Source organism: Tsukamurella ocularis, from assembly GCF_024807615.1.
GTDB classification, from domain to species: Bacteria; Actinomycetota; Actinomycetes; order Mycobacteriales; family Mycobacteriaceae; genus Tsukamurella; species Tsukamurella ocularis.
In genome coordinates, this window is record NZ_JANUCJ010000001.1 from 311,736 (window position 1) to 331,129 (window position 19,394).

General features: G+C 70.5%; 20 protein-coding genes and 1 tRNA gene. 8 read left to right on the forward strand and 13 right to left on the reverse strand.

The features are described from left to right. Positions 1-102: 102 nt before the first annotated feature. A complete protein-coding gene (locus tag HNP44_RS01620) occupies positions 103-2,190 on the reverse strand; it encodes a S9 family peptidase (RefSeq protein WP_259144138.1) in 2,088 nt (695 codons plus the stop codon). Beyond that, entirely contained in the window at positions 2,187-3,077 is an 891-nt protein-coding gene (locus tag HNP44_RS01625; RefSeq protein ID WP_259144140.1) for a phosphoribosylaminoimidazolesuccinocarboxamide synthase, read from the reverse strand. The genes HNP44_RS01620 and HNP44_RS01625 overlap by 4 nt, the downstream gene beginning before the upstream one ends. A 244-nt stretch (positions 3,078-3,321) precedes the next feature. Between HNP44_RS01625 and HNP44_RS01630 the strand changes: the two genes are divergently transcribed. Beyond that, positions 3,322-4,110, forward strand: a complete 789-nt coding sequence (locus HNP44_RS01630) for a DUF559 domain-containing protein (RefSeq protein ID WP_259144141.1) — start codon at positions 3,322-3,324, stop codon at positions 4,108-4,110. Between the two features lie 56 nt (positions 4,111-4,166). Here the strand turns inward: HNP44_RS01630 and purB are convergent, their stop codons facing one another. The 3 genes from purB to purD form a co-directional block, all read right to left on the reverse strand. Continuing rightward, positions 4,167-5,594 carry an adenylosuccinate lyase gene (purB, locus tag HNP44_RS01635; protein ID WP_259144142.1) on the reverse strand — a complete coding sequence of 476 codons (1,428 nt, stop codon included), beginning with the start codon at positions 5,592-5,594 and terminating at the stop codon, positions 4,167-4,169. A gap of 34 nt (positions 5,595-5,628) precedes the next feature. Continuing rightward, positions 5,629-6,231 carry a TetR/AcrR family transcriptional regulator gene (locus tag HNP44_RS01640; RefSeq protein ID WP_259144143.1) on the reverse strand — a complete coding sequence of 201 codons (603 nt, stop codon included), beginning with the start codon at positions 6,229-6,231 and terminating at the stop codon, positions 5,629-5,631. An 87-nt stretch (positions 6,232-6,318) separates the two neighbouring features. Beyond that, positions 6,319-7,557 (reverse strand): phosphoribosylamine--glycine ligase, encoded by a 1,239-nt coding sequence (gene purD / locus HNP44_RS01645; RefSeq protein WP_259172159.1) that lies wholly within the window; start codon positions 7,555-7,557, stop codon positions 6,319-6,321. A gap of 39 nt (positions 7,558-7,596) precedes the next feature. On the opposite strand from purD, the gene HNP44_RS01650 reads away from it, so the two are divergent. Beyond that, positions 7,597-7,998 (forward strand): HIT family protein, encoded by a 402-nt coding sequence (locus HNP44_RS01650; protein ID WP_259144145.1) that lies wholly within the window; start codon positions 7,597-7,599, stop codon positions 7,996-7,998. 13 nt (positions 7,999-8,011) lie between these two features. On the opposite strand, the gene HNP44_RS01655 is transcribed toward HNP44_RS01650, so the two are convergent. The 4 genes from HNP44_RS01655 to HNP44_RS01670 form a co-directional block, all read right to left on the reverse strand. Then, positions 8,012-9,427, reverse strand: a complete 1,416-nt coding sequence (locus tag HNP44_RS01655) for a sensor histidine kinase (RefSeq protein WP_259144146.1) — start codon at positions 9,425-9,427, stop codon at positions 8,012-8,014. A 6-nt stretch (positions 9,428-9,433) separates the two neighbouring features. Continuing rightward, positions 9,434-10,117: a response regulator transcription factor gene (locus HNP44_RS01660; RefSeq protein ID WP_259144272.1), complete on the reverse strand. Its 684-nt coding sequence runs from the start codon at positions 10,115-10,117 to the stop codon at positions 9,434-9,436. Positions 10,118-10,225: 108 nt separating this feature from the next. After that, positions 10,226-10,549, reverse strand: coding sequence for a GNAT family N-acetyltransferase (locus HNP44_RS01665; RefSeq protein WP_259144147.1), 324 nt, complete (start codon positions 10,547-10,549; stop codon positions 10,226-10,228). Beyond that, positions 10,546-11,550, reverse strand: a complete 1,005-nt coding sequence (locus HNP44_RS01670) for a pirin family protein (RefSeq protein WP_259144148.1) — start codon at positions 11,548-11,550, stop codon at positions 10,546-10,548. The genes HNP44_RS01665 and HNP44_RS01670 overlap by 4 nt, the downstream gene beginning before the upstream one ends. Positions 11,551-11,568: 18 nt before the next feature. On the opposite strand from HNP44_RS01670, the gene HNP44_RS01675 reads away from it, so the two are divergent. The 3 genes from HNP44_RS01675 (at position 11,569) to HNP44_RS01685 (ending at position 14,015) form a co-directional block, all read left to right on the forward strand. Next, entirely contained in the window at positions 11,569-12,033 is a 465-nt protein-coding gene (locus tag HNP44_RS01675) for a carboxymuconolactone decarboxylase family protein (RefSeq protein WP_259144150.1), read from the forward strand. A 274-nt stretch (positions 12,034-12,307) separates the two neighbouring features. Next, positions 12,308-13,120, forward strand: a complete 813-nt coding sequence (locus HNP44_RS01680) for a hypothetical protein (protein WP_259144151.1) — start codon at positions 12,308-12,310, stop codon at positions 13,118-13,120. Between the two features lie 55 nt (positions 13,121-13,175). Beyond that, on the forward strand, positions 13,176-14,015 hold the full coding sequence (locus tag HNP44_RS01685; RefSeq protein ID WP_259144153.1) for an alpha/beta fold hydrolase: 840 nt from the start codon (positions 13,176-13,178) through the stop codon (positions 14,013-14,015). A 39-nt stretch (positions 14,016-14,054) separates the two neighbouring features. Here the strand turns inward: HNP44_RS01685 and HNP44_RS01690 are convergent, their stop codons facing one another. Beyond that, positions 14,055-14,543: a GNAT family N-acetyltransferase gene (locus tag HNP44_RS01690; RefSeq protein WP_259144155.1), complete on the reverse strand. Its 489-nt coding sequence runs from the start codon at positions 14,541-14,543 to the stop codon at positions 14,055-14,057. Positions 14,544-14,552: 9 nt separating this feature from the next. After that, positions 14,553-14,801 carry a VOC family protein gene (locus HNP44_RS01695; protein ID WP_259144157.1) on the reverse strand — a complete coding sequence of 83 codons (249 nt, stop codon included), beginning with the start codon at positions 14,799-14,801 and terminating at the stop codon, positions 14,553-14,555. A gap of 177 nt (positions 14,802-14,978) precedes the next feature. Here HNP44_RS01695 and HNP44_RS01700 point away from each other — a divergent pair, with 177 nt between their 5' ends. Beyond that, the gene (locus HNP44_RS01700) at positions 14,979-16,238 is read left to right on the forward strand and encodes an SLC13 family permease (protein ID WP_259144159.1); all 1,260 of its coding nucleotides are present in this window, start codon (positions 14,979-14,981) and stop codon (positions 16,236-16,238) included. A gap of 36 nt (positions 16,239-16,274) precedes the next feature. On the opposite strand, the gene HNP44_RS01705 is transcribed toward HNP44_RS01700, so the two are convergent. Next, positions 16,275-17,153, reverse strand: coding sequence for a crotonase/enoyl-CoA hydratase family protein (locus tag HNP44_RS01705; protein WP_259144160.1), 879 nt, complete (start codon positions 17,151-17,153; stop codon positions 16,275-16,277). Between the two features lie 41 nt (positions 17,154-17,194). Between HNP44_RS01705 and HNP44_RS01710 the strand changes: the two genes are divergently transcribed. Together HNP44_RS01710 and HNP44_RS01715 are read left to right on the forward strand one after the other, a co-directional pair. Then, positions 17,195-17,266, forward strand: a tRNA-Thr gene (locus HNP44_RS01710). Positions 17,267-17,283: 17 nt separating this feature from the next. Then, positions 17,284-17,451 carry a hypothetical protein gene (locus HNP44_RS01715; RefSeq protein ID WP_259144161.1) on the forward strand — a complete coding sequence of 56 codons (168 nt, stop codon included), beginning with the start codon at positions 17,284-17,286 and terminating at the stop codon, positions 17,449-17,451. Positions 17,452-17,537: 86 nt separating this feature from the next. Here HNP44_RS01715 and HNP44_RS01720 read toward each other — a convergent pair whose 3' ends face one another. Further along, positions 17,538-19,244, reverse strand: coding sequence for an aldehyde dehydrogenase family protein (locus tag HNP44_RS01720; RefSeq protein WP_259144162.1), 1,707 nt, complete (start codon positions 19,242-19,244; stop codon positions 17,538-17,540). Positions 19,245-19,394 lie beyond the last annotated feature (150 nt).

Sequence of the window (19,394 nt, forward strand, 5' to 3'; positions counted from 1 at the left end):
GGTACCGATCAGCGTGCTGCGCCTCGGCGGTGGACACCCGCCGCACGGCGCGCCTCACATCCACGACTTTCCCATGCTCCAGTTGTGCGCCGGTGACCGACCTCAGGCGCAGCCCAGGCGGTCGAGGACCCAGGCGTACTCGAAGGCGGTCTCGCGCCACTTCGCGTACCGCCCGCTGACGCCGGCGTGGCCGGCGACCATCTCCGTCTTGAGCAAGATCTGCTCGCCGGACGTGCTGTGGTCGAGGAGCTTCGCCACCCACTTCGCGGGCTCCGTGGGGAGCACGCGGGTGTCGTTGAGCGAGGTGGTCGCGAGGATCGCCGGATAGGGCTTCGCGGCGACGTTCTCGTACGGCGAGTAGTCCCGCATGTACCGGTACACCTCGGCGCTCGCCAGCGGGTTGCCCCACTCGTCCCACTCCCCCACGGTCAGTGGCAGGCTCGGGTCGAGGATCGAGGTGAGCGGGTCCACGAAGGGCACGTCGGCGACGATGCCGGAGAACAGCTCCGGCGCCAGGTTCGCGACGGCGCCCACGAGCAGGCCGCCGGCGCTGCCGCCCATCGCCACCAGCCGCCGCGGCTCCGCGCGGCCGGTGTCGACGAGATGTCGTGCAACGTCGACGAAGTCGGTGAAGGTGTTGCGCTTCTCCAGCTGCTTGCCGTGGTCGTACCAGGCACGACCCATCTCGCCGCCACCGCGCACGTGCGCCACCACGAAGGCCACGCCGCGGTCCATGAGCGAGAGCCTGGCGACGGAGAACCATGGGTCGAGGGTGGCCTCGTAGGAGCCGTAGCCGTACAACAGGGTCGGTGCCACGCCGTCGCCGACGTCCTTGCGCCGCACCACGGACACGGGGATCCGCGCGCCGTCGGACGCGGCCACCCAGAGCCGCTCGGCGGCGTACAGCGACGCCTCGTACCCGGGGACGTTGGCCCGCTTGAGCACCGTCTGCTCCCCCGTCGCCGGATCGAGCTCGAGGACGGTGCCCGGGGTCACGAAGGACTCGTACGCGAGGCGCAGCCGCGGCGCGTCCCACTCGGGGTTCGCTCCGGGTCCGAGGTTCACCAGTTCCTCGCCCGGGTCCCACTCGGTGAACTCCGGTGCCAACGTCGCCGCGGCGAGCGCGAGGCGGGGCAGGCCGCCCCGTCGGTACCCGAGGGCGAGCCGTCGGGCGTAGGCGTCCACGTACTCGAGCCGCACGTCGTCGCGGTGCGGAACGAGCACCGTCCACTCCTCGGGGGCATCCACGGAGGCCGAGGCGAGCTCGAAGTTGATCCCGGCGCGGTTGTGCAGGAACAGGAACCGGTCCTCGCCGCCGAGCACCGCATGCTCGACCGAGTACTCGACGTCCTCCTCGCGGGGCCGCAGAACGCGGAACTCGCCCGTCGGGTCCGCGGCGTCGAGGACGTGCGTCTCGGAGCTCAGCGTCGACGAGGCGGCGATCATGAGGTACTTCTCGCTGCGGGTCAGCCCGATGCCGACGCCGAAGCGCTGGTCGGTCTCGTGGAAGACCTTCACATCATCTGCGGTCGAGCCGATCTCGTGCCGCCAGATCGTGTCGGCGCGCCAGGCGTCGTCGACGGTGGTGTAGAACAGGTGTCGCCCGTCGAGGGCCCAGGTGGCGCCGTAGAAGACACCCTCGACGGTATCGGACAACGCCTCGCCGGTGTCGATGTTCCTGATACGCAGCGTGAACCGCTCGTCGCCCGAGGTGTCCAGCGAGTAGGCCAGCAGCGCACCGTCGGGCGAGACCGAGGCGGCGCCGACGGCGATGTACTCGTGCCCCTCCGCCTCGACGTTGAGGTCGAGGAGCACCTGCTCGCCGGGCAGCGGCTCGTCGGAGAGGACCGGCGGGATCCAGTCCTCGGGGCCGGCGATCGGTGCGCGGCAATGGATCCCGTACTGCTTGCCCTCGACGGTGCGCGCGTAGTACCAGTGATCCTTGCGGCGCTGCGGGACCGACATGTCGGTCTCCTGGGTGTGCGCCTTGATCTCGCCGAAGATCGCCTCGCGTAGCGGCTCGTGGTCCGCGGTGGCCGCGTCGGTGAAGGCGTTGTGGGCGCGGAGGTAGTCGAGCACCTCGTCGTCGGAGGTGTCGGCGAGCCAGGCGTAATCGTCGATCACGGTGTCGCCGTGGAAGGTCCGCGGCGCCGGGACCTTCTTCGCGACGGGCTGGGCCGGGGCGCTCATGCCGCTCCGCCCGGCCAGTCGGCGAAGCTCAGGCCCGAGATGCGCTCGTAGGCCTCGATGTAGCGGGCGCGGGTCCGTTCGACCACGTCGGCGGGGAGGGGCGGCGGCGGACTGCCGGCGTCGGTCGACCAGCCGGATTCCTTGGTGAGCCAGTCACGCACGATCTGCTTGTCGAAGCTCGGAAGCGCGGACCCGGGAGAATACAGATCGCCGTCCCAGTAGCGCGAGGAGTCGGGCGTGAGCACCTCGTCGGCGAGGAGGAGGTCACCGTCGGAGCTGCGCCCGAATTCGAACTTGGTGTCCGCGAGAATGATCCCGCGCTCGCGGGCGATGTCGGCGCCGCGCGCGTAGACGTCCAAGGTGAGCTCGCGCAGCCGCGTCGCCAGCTCGAGGCCGACGTCCTCGGCGACGCGCTCGAAGGAGACGTTCTCGTCGTGGTCGCCCACGGCGGCCTTGGTCGCGGGGGTGAAGATCGGCGGGTCGATGCGGCTGCCGTCGACCAGGCCCGCCGGGAGTGGCACGCCGCACACCTCGCCGTTCGCGCGGTACTCCTTGAGGCCGGAGCCCGTGAGGTAGCCGCGGGCTACGCATTCCACCGGCACCATGTCGAGCCGGCGCGTGACGAGCGCGCGGCCGAGCACCGACTCGGGGATGCGCGGATCGTCGGCAGGCCCGGCGAGGTGGTTCGCCACCCCGAGGGCGTCGAAGAAGAAGACCGACATCGCCGTGAGCACGCGCCCCTTGTCGGGGATCGCGGTGTCCAGGATGTAATCGTAGGCGCTGATCCGGTCGCTCGCGACGAGCAGCAGGTGCTCGTCGTCGATCTCGTACAGCTCGCGGACCTTGCCCGAGTAGATCGGCGTGTATTCGCTCAGTTCAGGACGCACTCCGCCACCTTATCGCCTGACGGTTCCCTGCGGTTTCGGCGGGCGAATCGCAGGTCGCGGCCGCCGAAACAGCAGGGAACGCGTCGGAGGGGAACCGTGCGTGCGGGTGGTGCGTCCAATTCATATGATCCGCCGAACGCGCGACCTACTGCGGACGGGGAGCCCGCACGCGATGCGGCACGACTCGATATCCGTCATTCAGGGCGTCCGGCGCGATGGCGCAGCCGCAGCTACCGCCCGCGACGTGCGCAACGCGCTGGCCATCGCGTACCCAGATGCCGTGTTCACCGGTTGGACCGCCGCGGCCCCCCACGGCGCCCTCTACACCGAGGGCCATGCACCGGAGATCCGCCTACCGCAACAGCGCACCCGGAAGGGAGTGATCATCCGCGTGGGCCGGCTGAACGACGAGGACGTCGAGATCGTCCTGCGCCGACGGGCCACGAGCGGGGCCCTCACGGCCGCGGACATCGCTCGGCACACCACCGACGACGAGGCAATCGCGGGCTTCGACCAGTGCCTTCGCGTCGATCGCTACGGCAGGTCGGTGACCACGAAGAGGGCTGTCCAGGCGTACCTCGACGCACACCCCCGGTTCTACGGCGCACGTCGGGTGCTGGCCGTGCTCGCCGAATCGAGCACCGGCACCGACTCGCATTGGGAGACGTACACGCGTCTCGCCGTCCATCGCTCAGGACTGACCTTCTTCACGCCCCAGTCACCGGTCCCCGGCACCCAGTACCACGTGGACCTCGGAGACCAGGAGCACCGGATCGCGATCGAGTACGACGGCGGATATCACCGCTCAGTCGCCCAGCAGCGAAAGGACATTCGCCGCTGGAACGCGATCACCGATCAGAAGTGGGTGATCATCAGAGTCACGTCGGAGACGCTCACCGGTGACCTCACGTCGTTCGTCGCTCGGATCGTGTCCGAGTTGCGACGACGCGGGTGGTCCGGCCCCGCACCGGCGGTCCCCCGTCTCCACCTCGCGGCGAGCACGACAGCGAAACCGGGATCATTCAGTTCCTAGCGGTTTCGGCGGGCGAATCGCAGGTCGCGACCGCCGAAACAGCAGGGAACCGGGGGTCAGAGGATGGGCGCGGGGGTGTAGCCGGCGGCGGAAGGGTACTTCGCGACGAGTTCCTCGACGGACGCGACGACCTGGGCCACCTGGGCCTCGGCGGCGCCGGTGAAGGCGGCGCGGTCGGCCAGCGCCGCATCGAGATCCGCGCGCGACAGTCCGAGGCGGGAGTCGCCGGCGAGGCGGTCCAGCAGGTCGGGCTCCTTGCCCTCCTCGCGCATGGCCAGTGCCACGGCGACGGCGTGCTCCTTGATCGCCTCGTGTGCGACCTCGCGGCCGACGCCCGCGCGCACGGCCGCCATGAGGACTCGGGTGGTGGCGAGGAAGGGCAGGTAGCGGTTCAGCTCGTTCTCGATCACGGCGGGGTAAGCGCCGAACTCGTCGAGGACGGTCAGGAAGGTCTCGAAGAGGCCGTCGATCGCGAAGAACGAATCCGGCAGGGCCACGCGGCGGATCACGGAGCAGAAGACGTCGCCCTCGTTCCACTGCGAGCCCGCCATCTCGGCCGCCATCGAGCCGAAGCCGCGCAGGATCACGGTCAGGCCGTTGACGCGCTCGCACGAGCGGGTGTTCATCTTGTGCGGCATCGCGGAGCTGCCCACCTGGCCGGGCTGGAAGCCTTCGGTGACCAGCTCGTGCCCGGCCATGAGCCGGATCGTCGTGGCCATCGACGACGGTCCCGCCGCCACCTGGACCAGGGCACTCACGACATCGTGATCGAGCGAGCGCGGATACACCTGGCCGACGGAGACGAAGGACTGCGAGAAGCCCAAATGCTCGGCGACGCGCGACTCCAGCTCAGCCAGCTTGGCGGCGTCGCCGCCGAGGAGGTCGAGCATGTCCTGCGAGGTGCCCATCGGGCCCTTGATGCCGCGCAGCGGGTAGCGGCCGATGAGGTCCTCGAGTCGGGCGATCGCCACCAACATCTCGTTGGCCGCCGAAGCGAAGCGCTTCCCCAGCGTCGTGGCCTGCGCCGCGACGTTGTGCGAGCGGCCCGCCATGACGACCGACGAGTACTGCGCGGCCCGCTCGGCGAGCCGGGCCGCCACAGCCACGGCGTGGTCGCGGACGTACTCCAGCGAGCGCAGCACCTGCAGCTGCTCGACGTTCTCCGTCAGGTCGCGCGAGGTCATGCCCTTGTGGATCTGCTCGAAGCCGGCGAGGTCGCTGAACTCCTCGATCCGAGCCTTCACGTCGTGCCGGGTGATCCGCTCGCGCTCCGCGATCGACGCGAGGTCCACCTGGTCGACGACCTTCTCGTACGCCTCGACGGCACCGTCGGGAACATCGATCCCGAGGTCGCGCTGCGCCCTCAGCACCGCGATCCACAGCTGGCGCTCCAGCACGATCTTGTACTCCGGCGACCACAGCTCGCGCATGCGCGGGCTGGCGTACCGGTTGGCGAGGACGTCGGGGATGCGGGGAGTGCTCACGCCGTGATTCTCTCATGTGCGGTCAGGGGGCAAGTCACGGAAGGGCGGGCGCCAGATCGTCGACGACGGTGCCGAGCGCCTCGCGCACAGCGCGAGGCACGTCCGCACCGTGGGTGGTCAGCGCCGCGAGCACGGCACCGTCCTCGGCGGCCATCAGCCGGTCGACGCCCGGTCCCGTCGCCCGGCGACCCGAGCGAGTGAGCACCTCGACGTGTAGCTCCGCCAGCACGTTCCGCACCTGCGCCTGCAGGCGGGTGAGCTCGGGATCGCGCGTGCACAACACCATCCGCTCGTACCGCGAGACGAGGGCGCCGTGCTCGGCGGCGGAGTCGCAGGCGAAGAAGACCGAGGTGAGAAGCTTCGCTACCGCCGAATCGCCACGCTTGCGCCGGCTCACCGCATCCACACGGCCACGGACCGCTGCGATGTCCAGCTCGCCCGCGTAGGCGACGGCATTCGAGAGCAGGTCGCCCAGTGACTCGAAGTAGTAGGTCGTCGCCGCCAGGGGGATGTGCGCGCGGTGCGCGACCGCCCGGTGCCGCACCGATTCGAAGCCGCCCTCGACGAGGAGTTCTCCGGCCGCCGCCACGAGGGCCGCGCGCCGGCGCTCACCCTTGGGCGTGGTCGCGGCTGTCATCTGGGACATGCTGCCAGCAGGTCCCGCCCGGCCTGAGGGTTTCGACCAAATCGTCGACACCCATCGGTTCCGACATCGGAAAATGCGCTACTGCAACGCTTGGTGGCCGATGTCCGTGCGGAAATGACTGCCCGGCAGCTTGATACGCCCGAGTTTGGAGTAGGCGTCCGCGCGGGCCGCCCCCAGGTCATCGCCGACGCCGACCACATTGAGCACGCGGCCCCCGTTCGAAACCAGGCGTCCATCGGCGTCGACAGCCGTCCCGGCGTGGTAGATCCCCGCGCCGTCGGCCCCCGTGATGACATCGCCCTTGCGCGGCGCGGCCGGGTAGTTCTCAGCGGCGAGCACCACGGTGATGGCGGCCCCGTCGCGCCACCGGAGCGGAGGCAGCGCGCCGAGCGTGCCCGTCGCGGTGGCGCCCAGCGCCTCGCCGAGCGGCGATTCCAGGAGGCTCAGGACCGCCTGCGTCTCGGGGTCGCCGAAGCGGCAGTTGAACTCGACGACGGCCGGGCCCTCGGCCCCCATGGCGAGGCCCGCGTACAGCAGGCCGGAGAACGGGGTTCCGCGGCGCGCCATCTCGCGCGCGACGGGCCGCACAACGGTCTCGACGATCTCGTCGACCGCGCCCTCCGCGAGCCACGGCAGCGGCGCATAGGCACCCATGCCGCCGGTGTTGGGCCCGGTGTCGCCGTCGCCGACGCGCTTGTGATCCTGCGCGGGCAGCAGCGGTACGACGTCCTCGCCGTCGACGAGGCAGAACAGCGAGACCTCGGGCCCGTCGAGGAAGGACTCGAGCAGCGCGGGCCGGCCGGACTCGATCAGGTCGGCGGCATGCGCCCGGGCAGCGGCGCGGTCGGCGGTGACGACGACACCCTTACCCGCGGCCAGGCCGTCGTCCTTGACGACCCAGGTGGGGCCGAAGCGGTCGAGTGCGGCGTCGATCTCCGCCGGGCTGTCGATGATCTCGCTGCGCGCGGTACGCACGCCGGCGACGTCCATGACGTCCTTGGCGAAGGCCTTCGATCCCTCGATCTGCGCCGCCGCGGCGGACGGGCCGAAGACGGCGATACCGCGCGCGCGGACCGCGTCGGCGACGCCGAGAACCAGCGGGACCTCGGGGCCGATCACCACGAGGTCGGCGCCCAGGCTCGCAGCGAGGGCCGCCACCTCGTCGCCGGAGGAGGCGTCGATGTCGTGGTTCGTCGCGATCGCCGCGGTGCCCGGGTTGCCCGGGGCCGCATGGAGCTCGGTGACCTGTGGGTCACGGGTGAGCGCGTCGAGGAGGGCGTGTTCGCGGCCGCCTGTGCCGATGACGAGTACTCGCACGGTCATGACACTACCGGGCACCTCCACTAGCCTGGCCCCATGGCATCCGTCTTCTCCAAGATCATCGCCGGTGAGCTCCCCGGCCGGTTCGTGTACCAGGACGATTCGGTGGTGGCGTTCCTGACCATCGCCCCGCTCACACAGGGCCACGTGTTGGTGGTGCCGCGTGACGAGGTGGACCACTGGGAGTCCGTCGACGACGAACTGTGGGCCCACCTCAACGGCGTCGCGCGCAAGCTGGGACGCGCCGTCAAGCGCGCCTTCGACGCGCCGCGCGCGGGCCTGATCGTCGCCGGCTTCGAGATCCCGCACCTGCACCTGCACGTCTTCCCCGCGTACGGGCTCACCGATTTCGACTTCACAAGCGTCGACCCGAATCCGACGCCGGAGTCGCTCGACGACGCACAGACGAAGATCGTCGAGGCGCTCGCCGCAGAGTGACCCTCCCGGCGCGCTAGCCGGGCAGGCGCACCGTGAAGGTGGCTCCCTCCCCCGGCGCGGTGTCGACGGTGACGGTGCCCCCGTGCCGCTCGACGATGCCCTGGACGATCGACAGGCCCAGGCCCGCGCCGCCGCTGCCGCGGCTGCGTGAGGAATCGGTGCGGTAGAACCGTTCGAAGACGCGCTCGGCCTCGTCGGGCTCCATGCCCGGACCGGTGTCGGCGACGGACAGCACCACTGCGCCCGGCTCCTCGGCGAGCCGGACGCGCACCGTCGCCTCGTCGGGCGTGTGCCGCAGCGCGTTCGACACCAGGTTGGTCACCACCTGATGCAGCCGGTCGCGGTCGCCGGACATGGTGACCGCCCCGTCGAGGTCGGCACCGTCGACCTCGAGCGCGATGTCCCGACCCGGCTCGCGGGCCTGCGCGGCGTGCACCACGTCGTCGGCGACCGACACCAGATCGACGGCGTCGGAGGCCAGCGGGCGGCGGGCGTCCAGGCGCGCAAGCAGCAGGAGGTCCTCGACGAGCAGACCCATTCGCTCCGCCTCGGACTCGATGCGGGACATGACGAATCCGGTGTCGTCGGTGGCGCCCTGCCGATACAGCTCGGCGAAGCCGCGAATCGACGTGAGCGGGGTCCGCAGCTCGTGCGAGGCGTCACCGACGAAGCGACGCATCCGTTCCTCGTCGGCACGGGCCCGCTCCTCCGACGACGCGACCCGGTCGAACGAGTCCTGGACCTGATGCAGCATCGTGTTGATCGACGTCGAGAGCCTGCCGACCTCGGTGTGCGGCGGAGCCTCGGGAACGCGGCGCGTGAGGTCGCCCGCCGCGATGGCCTCGGCGGTGGCCTCCACCTCCTCCAATGGCCGCAGCGACCGGCGCACGACGAGGTAGCCGAGGCCGCCCGCGATGACAAGGACGCCGCCGCCGATGAGCAGTTCCAGCACGATCATGGCGCGCAGAGTGGAGTCGACGTCCGAGAGCGTGACCGCGACGAAAGCGACGCCGTACTGCGAACTCGACTGCACGACCCGCCACTGCGGCCCCTTATCGCCGACGGAGCTCACGGTGACGGCGTCGCCGTGCAAGTCGCCGAGGCCGGACAGGTCCGGCTGCTCGGTGAAGTCGGGGTTGCTGATCCGCAGCTGGGTGCCGTCCGGCAGAAAAACGGCCTGGTAGAAGCGGGTGGGCGGAGGCTTGCCACCGCGCACCGGCTCGGGCAGGCTCGGCTTCGGACGGGCCCAGGTGTCGGCGGCCTGCCGCAGCGTCTGATCCTCGCGGGAGAGGAGCTGATCCTTCATCGCCGCGGTCAGTGCGGTGCCGGAGGCCAGGAGGCCCAGGAAGACGAGGCCGACGACCAGCGCGACCAGGGACAGGCGCAGCGGCACGCGGGAGGCGAACGAGGTGCGGGACGTCGAACCCATGCGGGCCTACCGGGGTTCGCGGAGCACGTACCCCACGCCGCGGAGAGTGTGGATGAGCCGCTTCTCGCCCGTGTCGACCTTGCGGCGTAGATAGGAGACGTAGGACTCGACGACGTTGACGTCGCCGCCGAAGTCGTAGTGCCAGACGTGGTCGAGGATCCGCGGCTTCGACAGGACCACCCCAGCATTGACCATGAAGTAGCGCAGCAGCGTGAACTCCGTGGGCGAGAGCGAGACCAGCTCGCCCGCCTTCCACACCTCGTGCGTCTCGTCGTCCAGCTCCAGGTCCGCGAAGGCCAGGCGGGTCGAGGCCTCGTCCTCGCCGAAGCCGTGGCGCCGCAGCAGCACGTTGATCCGGGCCACGACCTCCTCGAGGCTGAAGGGCTTGGTGACGTAGTCATCGCCGCCCAGTGTGAGGCCGGCGACCTTGTCTTCGACCGAATCGCGCGCAGTGAGGAACAGCGCGGGCGCCTCGATCCCGTCCTGGCGCAGCCGCTTGAGCAGGCCGAGGCCGTCCATACCCGGCATCATGATGTCCAGCACCATCACGTCGGGCCGGAAGGTGCGCACACGGTCGAGCGCAGCGGGGCCGTCCGAGGCCACGGCCACGTCGAAGCCCTGAAACTTCAGGCTCACCTGCAGCAGTTCCCGGATGCTCTGCTCGTCGTCGACCACGAGCACGCGGGGCATCGATTCGTCTTTAGCACTGGACACACCGTCATAGTGCACGCTCGGGCGTCCGGGACTCTGACGACTCGCTGTCAGTTCCCTGTGAACGTCGCGTCGAGGTTCGGTTCGCTACAGGGAGGCGAGGATCTCCGGAGTCACGGGGTCGACGATGTCCTGCACCTCGGGGTGCTTGGAGACGTACCGCTTGACCAGCGGGCACACCGGGACCACGCGCTTGCCGGCGGCGCGGGTGTCCTCCAGCGCATCGTGCACGAGAATGCCGCTCAGGCCTCGGCCGGAGAACTTCTCGTCGAGCTCGGTGTGCGGGAAGATGCGCTGCTCACCGCGGTCGATGAAGACGGTGAAGCCGGCGAGCTCCCCGTCGACGGTGATGTCGTAGCGCCCCTCGGCGTCGTTGCGGGAGACGGCGACGGTCTCGGTGGTCTCGGTCATTGCGGGTTCCTCCTGCGGGGCTTGAGCCGGGTGGTCGGAAGCGGGGGCGCCGGCAGGTACTGATCGTCGCGCCATCCACTCACACTGCCGAAACGCGCGGCGCGCGCCTGCCATTCCTCGCGGTACCCGACGATCTCCTCGTGGGTGCGGCCCACGAAGTTCCACCACATAATGATGTCCTCGTCGAAGGGGATGCCGCCCAGCAGGACCACCCGCGCGTCCTCCTCGGTGGGGTTGTGCAGGCGGAGGCCGCCGAGCCCCGGCCCGGCGTAGCCGAGGTCGCCCCAGGCGAGGGCGACACCGTCGAACAGGAGCTTCTGCGTGTCGAGCAGGACGCCGTGCTCGAAAGCGGTGTCGACGGCGAGGCTGACCCGCGCGCCGGGACGCAGGATCAGCTCCGCGCCGAGGAGCGGGGTGGCGGTGACGATCGGCGAGGTGCTGCCCGCGAGCTCGCCGATGAAGACGCGGGCGGTGCCGCCCGGGCCGCCCGACCGCACGTCGGGCAGGTCGACGGCGAGCGGCGCGTAGTGCTGGAAGCCGTTGGGCGCGTTCCGCGCCCGTTCCGGCAGCGCCAGCCACAGCTGGACGCCGTGCAGGCGGCGGGTCTCCGGGGTGGAGACCTCGGAGTGGCTGATGCCGTAGCCGGCGGACATGAGGTTGATCTCGCCCGGCAGGACCGGCGCCTCGACGCCTGCGCTGTCGCGGTGCTCGATCTCACCCTCGAACAGCCAGCTGACGGTCTGTAGGCCGGTGTGCGGGTGGGGCGGGACGTTCATGCCGCCGGAGCGGTCCACCTCGTCGGGGCCGTAGTGGTCGGCGAAGCACCACGCCCCGATCATCGAGCGCTCGTGCGTGGGGAGGGTGCGACGCACCGTCATCGCGCGGGGGCCGCCGAGCGGGACCTCTCGGGCCTCGATCACCTCCACGCCGGCACCGGAGGCCGGCGCATCCACCGTGGCCCCGCACTCGACCTCTTCGGGCTGTCGGTCGACGTTGCTCATGACCGCTAGCCTAGTGCCATGCCAGCCCAGCGCGTGCGGATCGACAAGGCCTCCCCCCGGATCTACAAGCAGTTGATCGCGGTCTCGACAGAGGTGGCCGAGGCGGCCGCCGCCGTCGGAATCGGCCGTGACGTGGTCGAATTGGTGAACCTTCGGTGCTCACAGCTCAACGGCTGCGCCTACTGCCTCGACCTGCACGCGCGAGCCGGGCGCGCAGCCGGTCTCGCCGACCAGCAGCTCGACGTGGTGGCCGCCTGGCGCGAGGCGCCCGGGTTGTTCGACGACGTGCAGCGCGCCGCGCTCGAGATCGCCGAGCTCGTGACGCAGCTACCCCCGCACCACGCGGCGGACATCGCCTACGACCGCGCCACCGACGTGCTCGACGAGGCCCAGGCCTCCGTACTCATCTGGGCCGCCGTGACGATCAACGCCTTCAACCGGGTATCCGTGATCAGCGGGTACGAGGTGCGGCACCGCATGTGAGTGCGGCGCCGCCGCGCGGTATCAGAGGGCCGGCTCGTACGAGACCTGGTCGCCGTTCGGAACGGCGGCGGCGATCCCGGCGGCCGCCGCCAGGGCGGCGGTGGCGGCGACGATCTTCCTCTGCGTGGTCATGACTGCTCTTCTCCGTGGCCGCCCTGCTGCCCCGCAGCAACACGCCGGAATCTTGAGCTGCGCACAAGAGCCACTTAACGCGCAGGTCAGGGCGGGCTGTTGCGCCTCGCCACAGGGCGACATCACGGCGATGATGGCGTGCATGAGAATCGACCTCGCCCTGCGGATCACCGGGCTCGTCGCCGTGGCGGCGGTCGCAGCAGCGGCGTGCGACACCCCGGCACCGTCGGGCGCCCCCGATTCCCCGTCGTCGAGCGCTGCACCGGCTCCGCCCGCGTGCGGTGCGGACTCGGTCACGCGGCGCTCCGACTACGACGCTCCGCTGCGGTGCGTGCTGCACGACGCCCGGTTCCCGCGCTTGACGTTCGACTACTCCGATCCCGGATTCGCCGGCCCCGCCGGGCGCGACCAGGTCATCGTCGTCCGCGAGGGCGAGCGGGTGGTGCAGACGATCACCGAACGCACGATCTCCTACGCGCCGGGGACGCCGCTGGTCCCCCGATGGGCGAACGACGGCAACGGCCAGCTGGCCGTCGTCACCAACTCGGGCGGGACCGGCGGGGTCGGCCTCGCGGTGTGGCGTGCCCGTGGTCCCGAAGGGCCGTTCGTCAGGGGCGGCGAGCTGTTCGGGTTCCCGTGGCGAACCGCGACGACCGACGAGGGCTTCACCGCGCTCTACGCGCACGGCTCGGCGGCGAGCGGCGGCTACACGATCTTCCGGCTGGTCGGCGATCGGGTCGTCGGCCTGTTCTCGTTGCCGGTGGCGGTGGCGGGCTCGCGCGGCGTCAGCCTCGACGGGGCCGGCCCCATCGTGACCAACCGCAACACCGCATGCCGCGCAGAGACGCCGACGCCCGCGCAGGCCCGGGCACTCGGCGACGCGGGCGTGACCGCCGCCGGATACGGGGAGCGGCTCTGTCGCCAGGCCTGGGTGGGCAGAACCTACGCGGGGTGACGGTCTCCGCCCTCGGGTGGATGCCGCGCACCGTCGGGCGTGGTTGGGTGGGAGCATGACGGAACGGATCACGGAGTTCACGCGCTCGGGACTCACCTTCCCGGTGGTCGACAGCGGCCCGATCGACGGCGAGATCGTCGTTCTGCTGCACGGTTTCCCGCAGACGCCCACCTCCTGGGCGGCGACGGCCGAGCACCTGCACGCTCAGGGGTACCGCACCGTCGTGCCGTGGCAGCGGGGGTACGCGCGGACGGCGAGCCCGGCGCGGCGCTGGCAGTACCGAAGCTCCGAACTGGCCGCCGACGCCGCGGCGCTGCTGGAGCGGACCGGGCCGGCGCATCTCGTCGGGCACGACTGGGGTTCGTCGACGGCGTGGCTCACCGCCGCCACGTACCCCCACCTGGTGCGCACACTGACCGCCGTCTCGGTGCCGCACCCCTTCGCCTTCCTGCGAGCCTTCCTCCGCTCCGACCAGGCGCTGAAGTCGTACTACATGTACTTGTTCCAGATCCCCGCCGTGCCGGAGCTGTTGGCCCGACGGTTCCCGGGGCGCTTCGAGGCCTTCCTCCGCGCGAGCGGCATGCCCGACGATGCGATCCGCACCGTCGTGCACGAGGTACTGACGCCCGGACTGCTGGGCGGCGGCCTGAACTACTACCGCGGCATGCCCTTCACCACGGTCAAGCCGGGGCAGAACACGCGGATCGCGTGCCCGGTGACGTACATCTGGAGCACCGACGACGTCGCGCTGACCAGGGCCGGGGCGGAGCTCGCGGGCGAGTACGTCGACGGGCCGTACCGGTTCGTGGTGCTCGACGGGGTGAGCCACTGGATCCCCGACGAGCGGCCAGAGGAGCTCGCGGCGGAGATCGTGGGCACGGCGGCGCTGGCCTGAGCGACCGCCCGTCGCGGGGCAGCCGGGCGGTCGATCGCGCTAGAGGATGCGCTGCATCAGGACCAGGTCCAGCCAGCGACCGAACTTGATACCCACCTGCGGCATCTGGCCGGTCACCCGGAAGCCGAGCTTGCGATGCAGGGCGACCGAGGCGTGGTTGGACTCCTCGATCGCCGCGACGACGACGTGCACGTCGGACTGCTGCGCGCGCTCGATGAGCGCGTTCATCAACGCCTCGGCAATGCCGCGGCGGTAGAAGCCGTCGGCCACGTACACCGAGTTCTCGACGGTGTGCCGGTACCCCGACTTGGCGCGGAAGGGCCCGTACGAGGCGTACCCGCCCAGCTCACCGTCGACGATGGCGACGAGGACCGGGAACCCACCCGCACGGCGCTCGGCCAGCCAGGCCTCGCGCTCGGCGAGGTCGGCCTTCTCCTCGGACCAGATTGCGGTCGAGTGCTCCACGGCATCGTTGTGGATGACGAGGATCGCCGGCAGGTCGGCAGGCTGGGCGTCGCGGATCTCCATGCGGCCAGCTTATTGCTCGGCCACGAAGATGCAGAACGGGTGCCCGTCGAGGTCGGCGTAGACGCGCAGCGGGTCCTCCGGGTCGTGGAGGCCGTCGTCGACGAGGGTGCCGCCGAGTTCGAGGACGCGGCGGTGATGCTCCGCGAGTTCGTCGTCGCCGGGGAGGTACTCAAGATCGAGGAGAGCGCGGTAGAACTCCGCGGACCGTCGGGCGTCCGCGGCGTCCACGACCAATTGCCGGAAGCGGGGAGGTGCCATGCGTCCACGATGTCATCACCGACACTGGCGCGCCGGGCATTTCACCCGAAGCGGGATGAACCCTCCGCAGTTCCCGATCCCCCGGCGTGCCGCACTGGTCGTGCGAGTAGTTTCGCACCGCAATGTTCTGCTCCGCGCGCCCCCCGGCGGCCGCGACGGACCGCCGGAGGGAGTCGCTTGACCGCACCGCAGATCCTCTCGCTCGCCCTCCTCGTGGCGGTCCTGGTCATCGCGATCTGGCGCCGGATGAACATCGGCGTACTGGCCCTCGCCGCAGCACTACCCGTGCTCGCGTTCTCCGGGTTCGACCCGAAGGTCATGTACACGACCTTTCCCGGCGACATCTTCGTGCTGATCGCCGGTGTCTCGCTTCTGTTCGCGCACCTCGAACGCAGCGGCGCACTGGAGCTGCTCGTGGACCGGGTCTACGCGGCGATCGGTGACCGGCACGGCCTGATCCCCTGGGCCGGCTTCGTGATCGGCGCAGCACTGTCGACCGCGGGAGCGTTCTCGACGGCGCCGATCGCCTTCCTCGTCCCGATGGTCGCGCACGTCGGGGTCCGGTCGAAACGGACCTTCCTGATCAGCGAGCTGGCCGTGATCATCGGCGCCAACTCGGCGGGCCTGTCGCCGTTGAACCCCACCGGGGCGGTGGTGCGCGCCGCCGCGAACAAGGTGGGCGTGGGCTACTCGGGGTGGGGCCTATGGGCGGTGTCGGTGACGGTCGCGGTGATCGTCGTCGCGGTCCTGCAGGGCCTCACCGCCGTCGCCCGCAGGCGGGGCAACCCGGTCGAGGCGACCCCGGCACCGGCGGCAGCGGAGCGGCACGACGCACCGTCGAACCCGTGGTACATGGCCGCCTCCGGTACCGCATTGCTCGCCTTCGTGCTGCTGGTGGTGCTCGCGAAGACCGACGTGGGCGTGACCGCGATGTGCCTGGCGGCACTGCTGCAGATCGTCTTCCACTCCCACGCGGACGAGCGAGCGCTGCTCGCGCGGATCCCGTGGAACTCGATCCTGCTGCTCTGCGGCCTGCTGACCTACCTGGGGCTGATGCAGAAGATCGGCACGATGGACTCGATCGCGTACATCCTGCGGCATCTCGGGACAGGGGCGCTGTTGATCCTCGTGATCGCCTATCTGACGGCGCTGCTGTGCAACATCGAGAGTTCGACCCTCGGAGTCCTCGGGCTGACGATGCCGATAGCGTTCGGTTCCTTCGGTCACACCGGAGTCGTGTTCTGGGTGACGGCGGCGAGCTGCGTGCCCGCCGCCCTGATGGTCATGAACCCGATCCACGTCGCGGGAACCCTGATCATCGGCAATACCGTGCACGAGGAACAGGATCTGCTGTTCCGGCGACTGTTGACGCTGGCAGCTGCGCTCGCCGTCATCACCCCGGGCCTACTGAGCCTGATCCCGATCGCGCTGCTCTGACCCATCGGTCTCGCAGCCCGGGACATCGCCCGGCGGTCACTCCGCGACGATGCGGGGCGTCTCCGAGGCCTTCGCGGTGAACTCCGGCGCGCGCTTGTCGAGGAAGGCGGCGACGCCCTCCTTGCCGTCGCCGATCGACGAGTAGTACATCGCCAGAGAATCGGCCAGGTGCGCGTCGAGCGGCTTCGCGGAGCCGAGACCCCGGTAGATCAGCTGCTTGTTGAGCGCGACGCCTGCGGCGGAGCGGCCCACGGTCCAGGAGCGGGCGAGCTCCTGTGCGGCGGTCACCAGCTCGTCGGGCTCGTGCAGGCTGCGGACCAGGCGGCCCTCGCGCGCCTGCTCGGCGGTGAGGATGTCCGCGGAGTAGACCCACTCCAGGGCCTGCGCCGGGCCGACGATCCGAGGTAGGAACCAGCTGGAACACGCCTCCATGACGATGCCGAGCCGGCCGAAGACGAAGCCTATGCGCGCCTTGGTCGAGGCGAGGCGGGTGTCCATGGCGAGGGTCATCGTCGCGCCGATGCCCACCGCGGGGCCGTTGATAGCGGCGATCACCGGCTTCGGAAGCGAGTAGATCGCCAGCGTGAGCTTGCCGCCGGTGTCGCGCACGCCGTCCTGATACGGAGCCCGGTCGTACGCGGCGGCGAACTCCTCGGGGGTCGGCTGCACCGACTCGTCGAGACCGAAGACGTTGCCCTCGCCGGTGAGGTCCATGCCTGCGCAGAAGGCGCGGCCCGCACCGGTGACCACGACGGCCCGCACCTCGTCGCGCCGGGCCTGGACCTCGAAGAACTTCGTCAGCTCCCGTGCCATCGTGACGCTGAAGGCGTTGAGCTGATCCGGGCGATCGAGCACGAGGGTGGCGATGCCGTCGTCGTCGAGCGTCCAGCTGATGGTCTCGAAGGAATCAGTCATGCTGGTCACGATATGCTGACGCCGCGACCGTGAGGCCGCACGCCTCCCTAGCTCAGTGGTAGAGCACCGCTCTTGTAAAGCGAAGGTCGTCGGTTCAATCCCGACGGGGGGCTCCGCGAAAGGAGCGACGATGTCGACAACGGTCGAGGTCATCCTGATCGCCGCGCTGGTGCTCGGCCTGGTCGCCCTGGTCTTCGGCCTCGTACACCTGTGGAACTCCACGGTCGAGGGGACCTCCCGGGAGCAGAGGATCGACGGCTTCGTCGACCGGCTCAGCGATCGGTTCTTCGACCGCTGAGGTGGAAGATCGACGCCGCTGCGCCGTGTCGCGGACATGAGGTCGGCGTGTCGCGGCGGCGCGGCGTCGATCTTTCACTCGGATCGTCAGCCGCGCAGGGCGGAGGCGAAGATGCCGGGCAGTTTCAGCCACGAGGGCTTCGCGGCGAACTCGGTGAGCCGGCGGCCCGTCGTCGCGCCCGTGCGGTTGGTGACGAACCAGGGCGGCTTCGGCGACATCGACAGCTCGCCGCCCGCGAAGGAGCGGGGCGACGGACGGAAGGGCCCGCGCACGACGGTCCGCTCGACATCGTCGAGGAGCAGCGCATTGTGGACGATGCCGATCCCGCTCTGCACGTCGTCGATGGTGTGGCCGGGGAAGGCGCCCCAGGACGCCCGGGCGGTGAGGTAGCCGACGCCGGTCCAGGCGTTCACCGCGATGGTGCCGTACTGCAGTTCCCCGATCGCCCGGTCGAAGGCCGAGCCGAGGGCCTTGATGGTCGCGGGGTCGGCGACGATGTTCACGCCGAGGGTGCCCTCGAAGTCCTCGTTGGCGGCGCGGACAGCGGTCGCGAGGAAGCCGGCGGCGTCGCCGGGCAGCTCGAGCACGCCGTAGACCGGCGCGAAGTACTCCGTATGCAGCGCCTCCTCCGTCCGGTCGGCCTGCAGGCCGAAAACGAGGGTGCGAGCACCGTCGGGCCCGACGGCCTGCGCCCGCTCGCCGTACCCGGCCCGGGCCGCGGCGACGCGATCGGCCGAACCCGGGTAGTAGTCGCGGCGCGACGGGGCGCGGTCGAAGGCCTCGCGCAGCTCGTGGAGGAACTCCTCCTTCTGCGGCCAGTCGGCACCGATGACGGCCACCTGCGAGGCGACGCAGTTGTAGCCGTTGTTGTGCAGGCGCTGCGTGGCGAGGTGCTCGGCCTGGAACCGCAGGTCGGCGGCCGACCACTCGCCCGGTACGACGATGGTCGGCGAGACGCCGCCGAGCTCGCTGGTGATCGACTTGTCGAGCAGCGGACGGTTCTCGGCCTTGCGCTGCGCCCCTTCGGAACCCGTGCCGAAGACGATGGCGTCGTGAGTGCGCGCGCTGCCGGTCATGTGCACCGTCGTCACACCGGGGTGGTTGACGAGCGCGCCGCCCACATCGGCGCCGCCGGTCACGATGCGGACCACGCCGTGGTCGATGAGCGGGGCGAAGGCGGCGCGATAAGTGTCCAGCAGCGGGTCAGTGACCGGGTTGAGCTTGAGCAGCACCACGCGGTTGTCGGCGTAGAGCTGGTACAGCGTGTCGAGCGGCGGGATGGAGAAGATGTTGCCCGCGCCGAGCACGCCGGCGATGCCGTGGGTCACCGTCGGATCGAGGGATCCGAGCCCCGCGCGGTCACGGACCGCGGCGGCGTCGACGCCCGGGACGGTCCAGACCTGCGCACTGAAACCGCTGAGCAGGAGCTGGTCGAAGGCGCTGTGCGGCAACACCTCGACGGCCGACCGGCCGCCGGGTGCGGGGTTGATGGTGAAGCCGTCGACGGGGCTGCGCCCCTCCTCGAGCGCCGCCAGCGAGGTCGCGAGCGCCTCGCACGCGGTGATCACGGAGTACGGGCCGGAGAGCCATTCCTCACCGAGCAGCGTGGAGTCGGCGGGCAGGCCCTTGATCCCGGCGGCCGCGTCGACCCACTGCTGCGCGACGGCGGCGGTGGCCTCCCGCACCTCGTCGAGCAGAGCGCGGCGCTCCGCGAGCGTCGTGGCGGCCCAGGCGCGCTCGCCCTGCTGCAGGTCGGCGACAGCGGCGTCGAGGACTGATTCGGTGGTGGTCATGAGCTCTCCGGTCTCCGTACGGCCCGGGGGGTGAGCCGGGTCACTGTTCCCCTTCGAGTCTGGCCGTCGGCGGCGGCGCGGGCATCGTGCCTGAGTTCCGCCTGCACACCGGCCGTGTTGTGCTCACGCACAACGACCAGGCCGAGACCG

What these genes read in the sequence shown, in the direction of transcription:
- HNP44_RS01640 (WP_259144143.1), bottom strand. Translation starts at nt 6,231, where the DNA reads ATGACAGCCGCGACCACGCCCAAGGGTGAGCGCCGGCGCGCGGCCCTC.
- HNP44_RS01665 (WP_259144147.1), bottom strand. Translation starts at nt 10,549, where the DNA reads ATGACCGAGACCACCGAGACCGTCGCCGTCTCCCGCAACGACGCCGAG.
- HNP44_RS01720 (WP_259144162.1), bottom strand. Translation starts at nt 19,244, where the DNA reads ATGACCACCACCGAATCAGTCCTCGACGCCGCTGTCGCCGACCTGCAG.
- HNP44_RS01620 (WP_259144138.1), bottom strand. Translation starts at nt 2,190, where the DNA reads ATGAGCGCCCCGGCCCAGCCCGTCGCGAAGAAGGTCCCGGCGCCGCGG.
- HNP44_RS01705 (WP_259144160.1), bottom strand. Translation starts at nt 17,153, where the DNA reads ATGACTGATTCCTTCGAGACCATCAGCTGGACGCTCGACGACGACGGC.
- HNP44_RS01660 (WP_259144272.1), bottom strand. Translation starts at nt 10,117, where the DNA reads ATGCCCCGCGTGCTCGTGGTCGACGACGAGCAGAGCATCCGGGAACTG.
- HNP44_RS01695 (WP_259144157.1), bottom strand. Translation starts at nt 14,801, where the DNA reads ATGGCACCTCCCCGCTTCCGGCAATTGGTCGTGGACGCCGCGGACGCC.
- HNP44_RS01685 (WP_259144153.1), top strand. Translation starts at nt 13,176, where the DNA reads ATGACGGAACGGATCACGGAGTTCACGCGCTCGGGACTCACCTTCCCG.
- HNP44_RS01680 (WP_259144151.1), top strand. Translation starts at nt 12,308, where the DNA reads ATGAGAATCGACCTCGCCCTGCGGATCACCGGGCTCGTCGCCGTGGCG.
- HNP44_RS01690 (WP_259144155.1), bottom strand. Translation starts at nt 14,543, where the DNA reads ATGGAGATCCGCGACGCCCAGCCTGCCGACCTGCCGGCGATCCTCGTC.
- HNP44_RS01670 (WP_259144148.1), bottom strand. Translation starts at nt 11,550, where the DNA reads ATGAGCAACGTCGACCGACAGCCCGAAGAGGTCGAGTGCGGGGCCACG.
- HNP44_RS01655 (WP_259144146.1), bottom strand. Translation starts at nt 9,427, where the DNA reads ATGGGTTCGACGTCCCGCACCTCGTTCGCCTCCCGCGTGCCGCTGCGC.
- HNP44_RS01715 (WP_259144161.1), top strand. Translation starts at nt 17,284, where the DNA reads ATGTCGACAACGGTCGAGGTCATCCTGATCGCCGCGCTGGTGCTCGGC.
- HNP44_RS01675 (WP_259144150.1), top strand. Translation starts at nt 11,569, where the DNA reads ATGCCAGCCCAGCGCGTGCGGATCGACAAGGCCTCCCCCCGGATCTAC.
- HNP44_RS01650 (WP_259144145.1), top strand. Translation starts at nt 7,597, where the DNA reads ATGGCATCCGTCTTCTCCAAGATCATCGCCGGTGAGCTCCCCGGCCGG.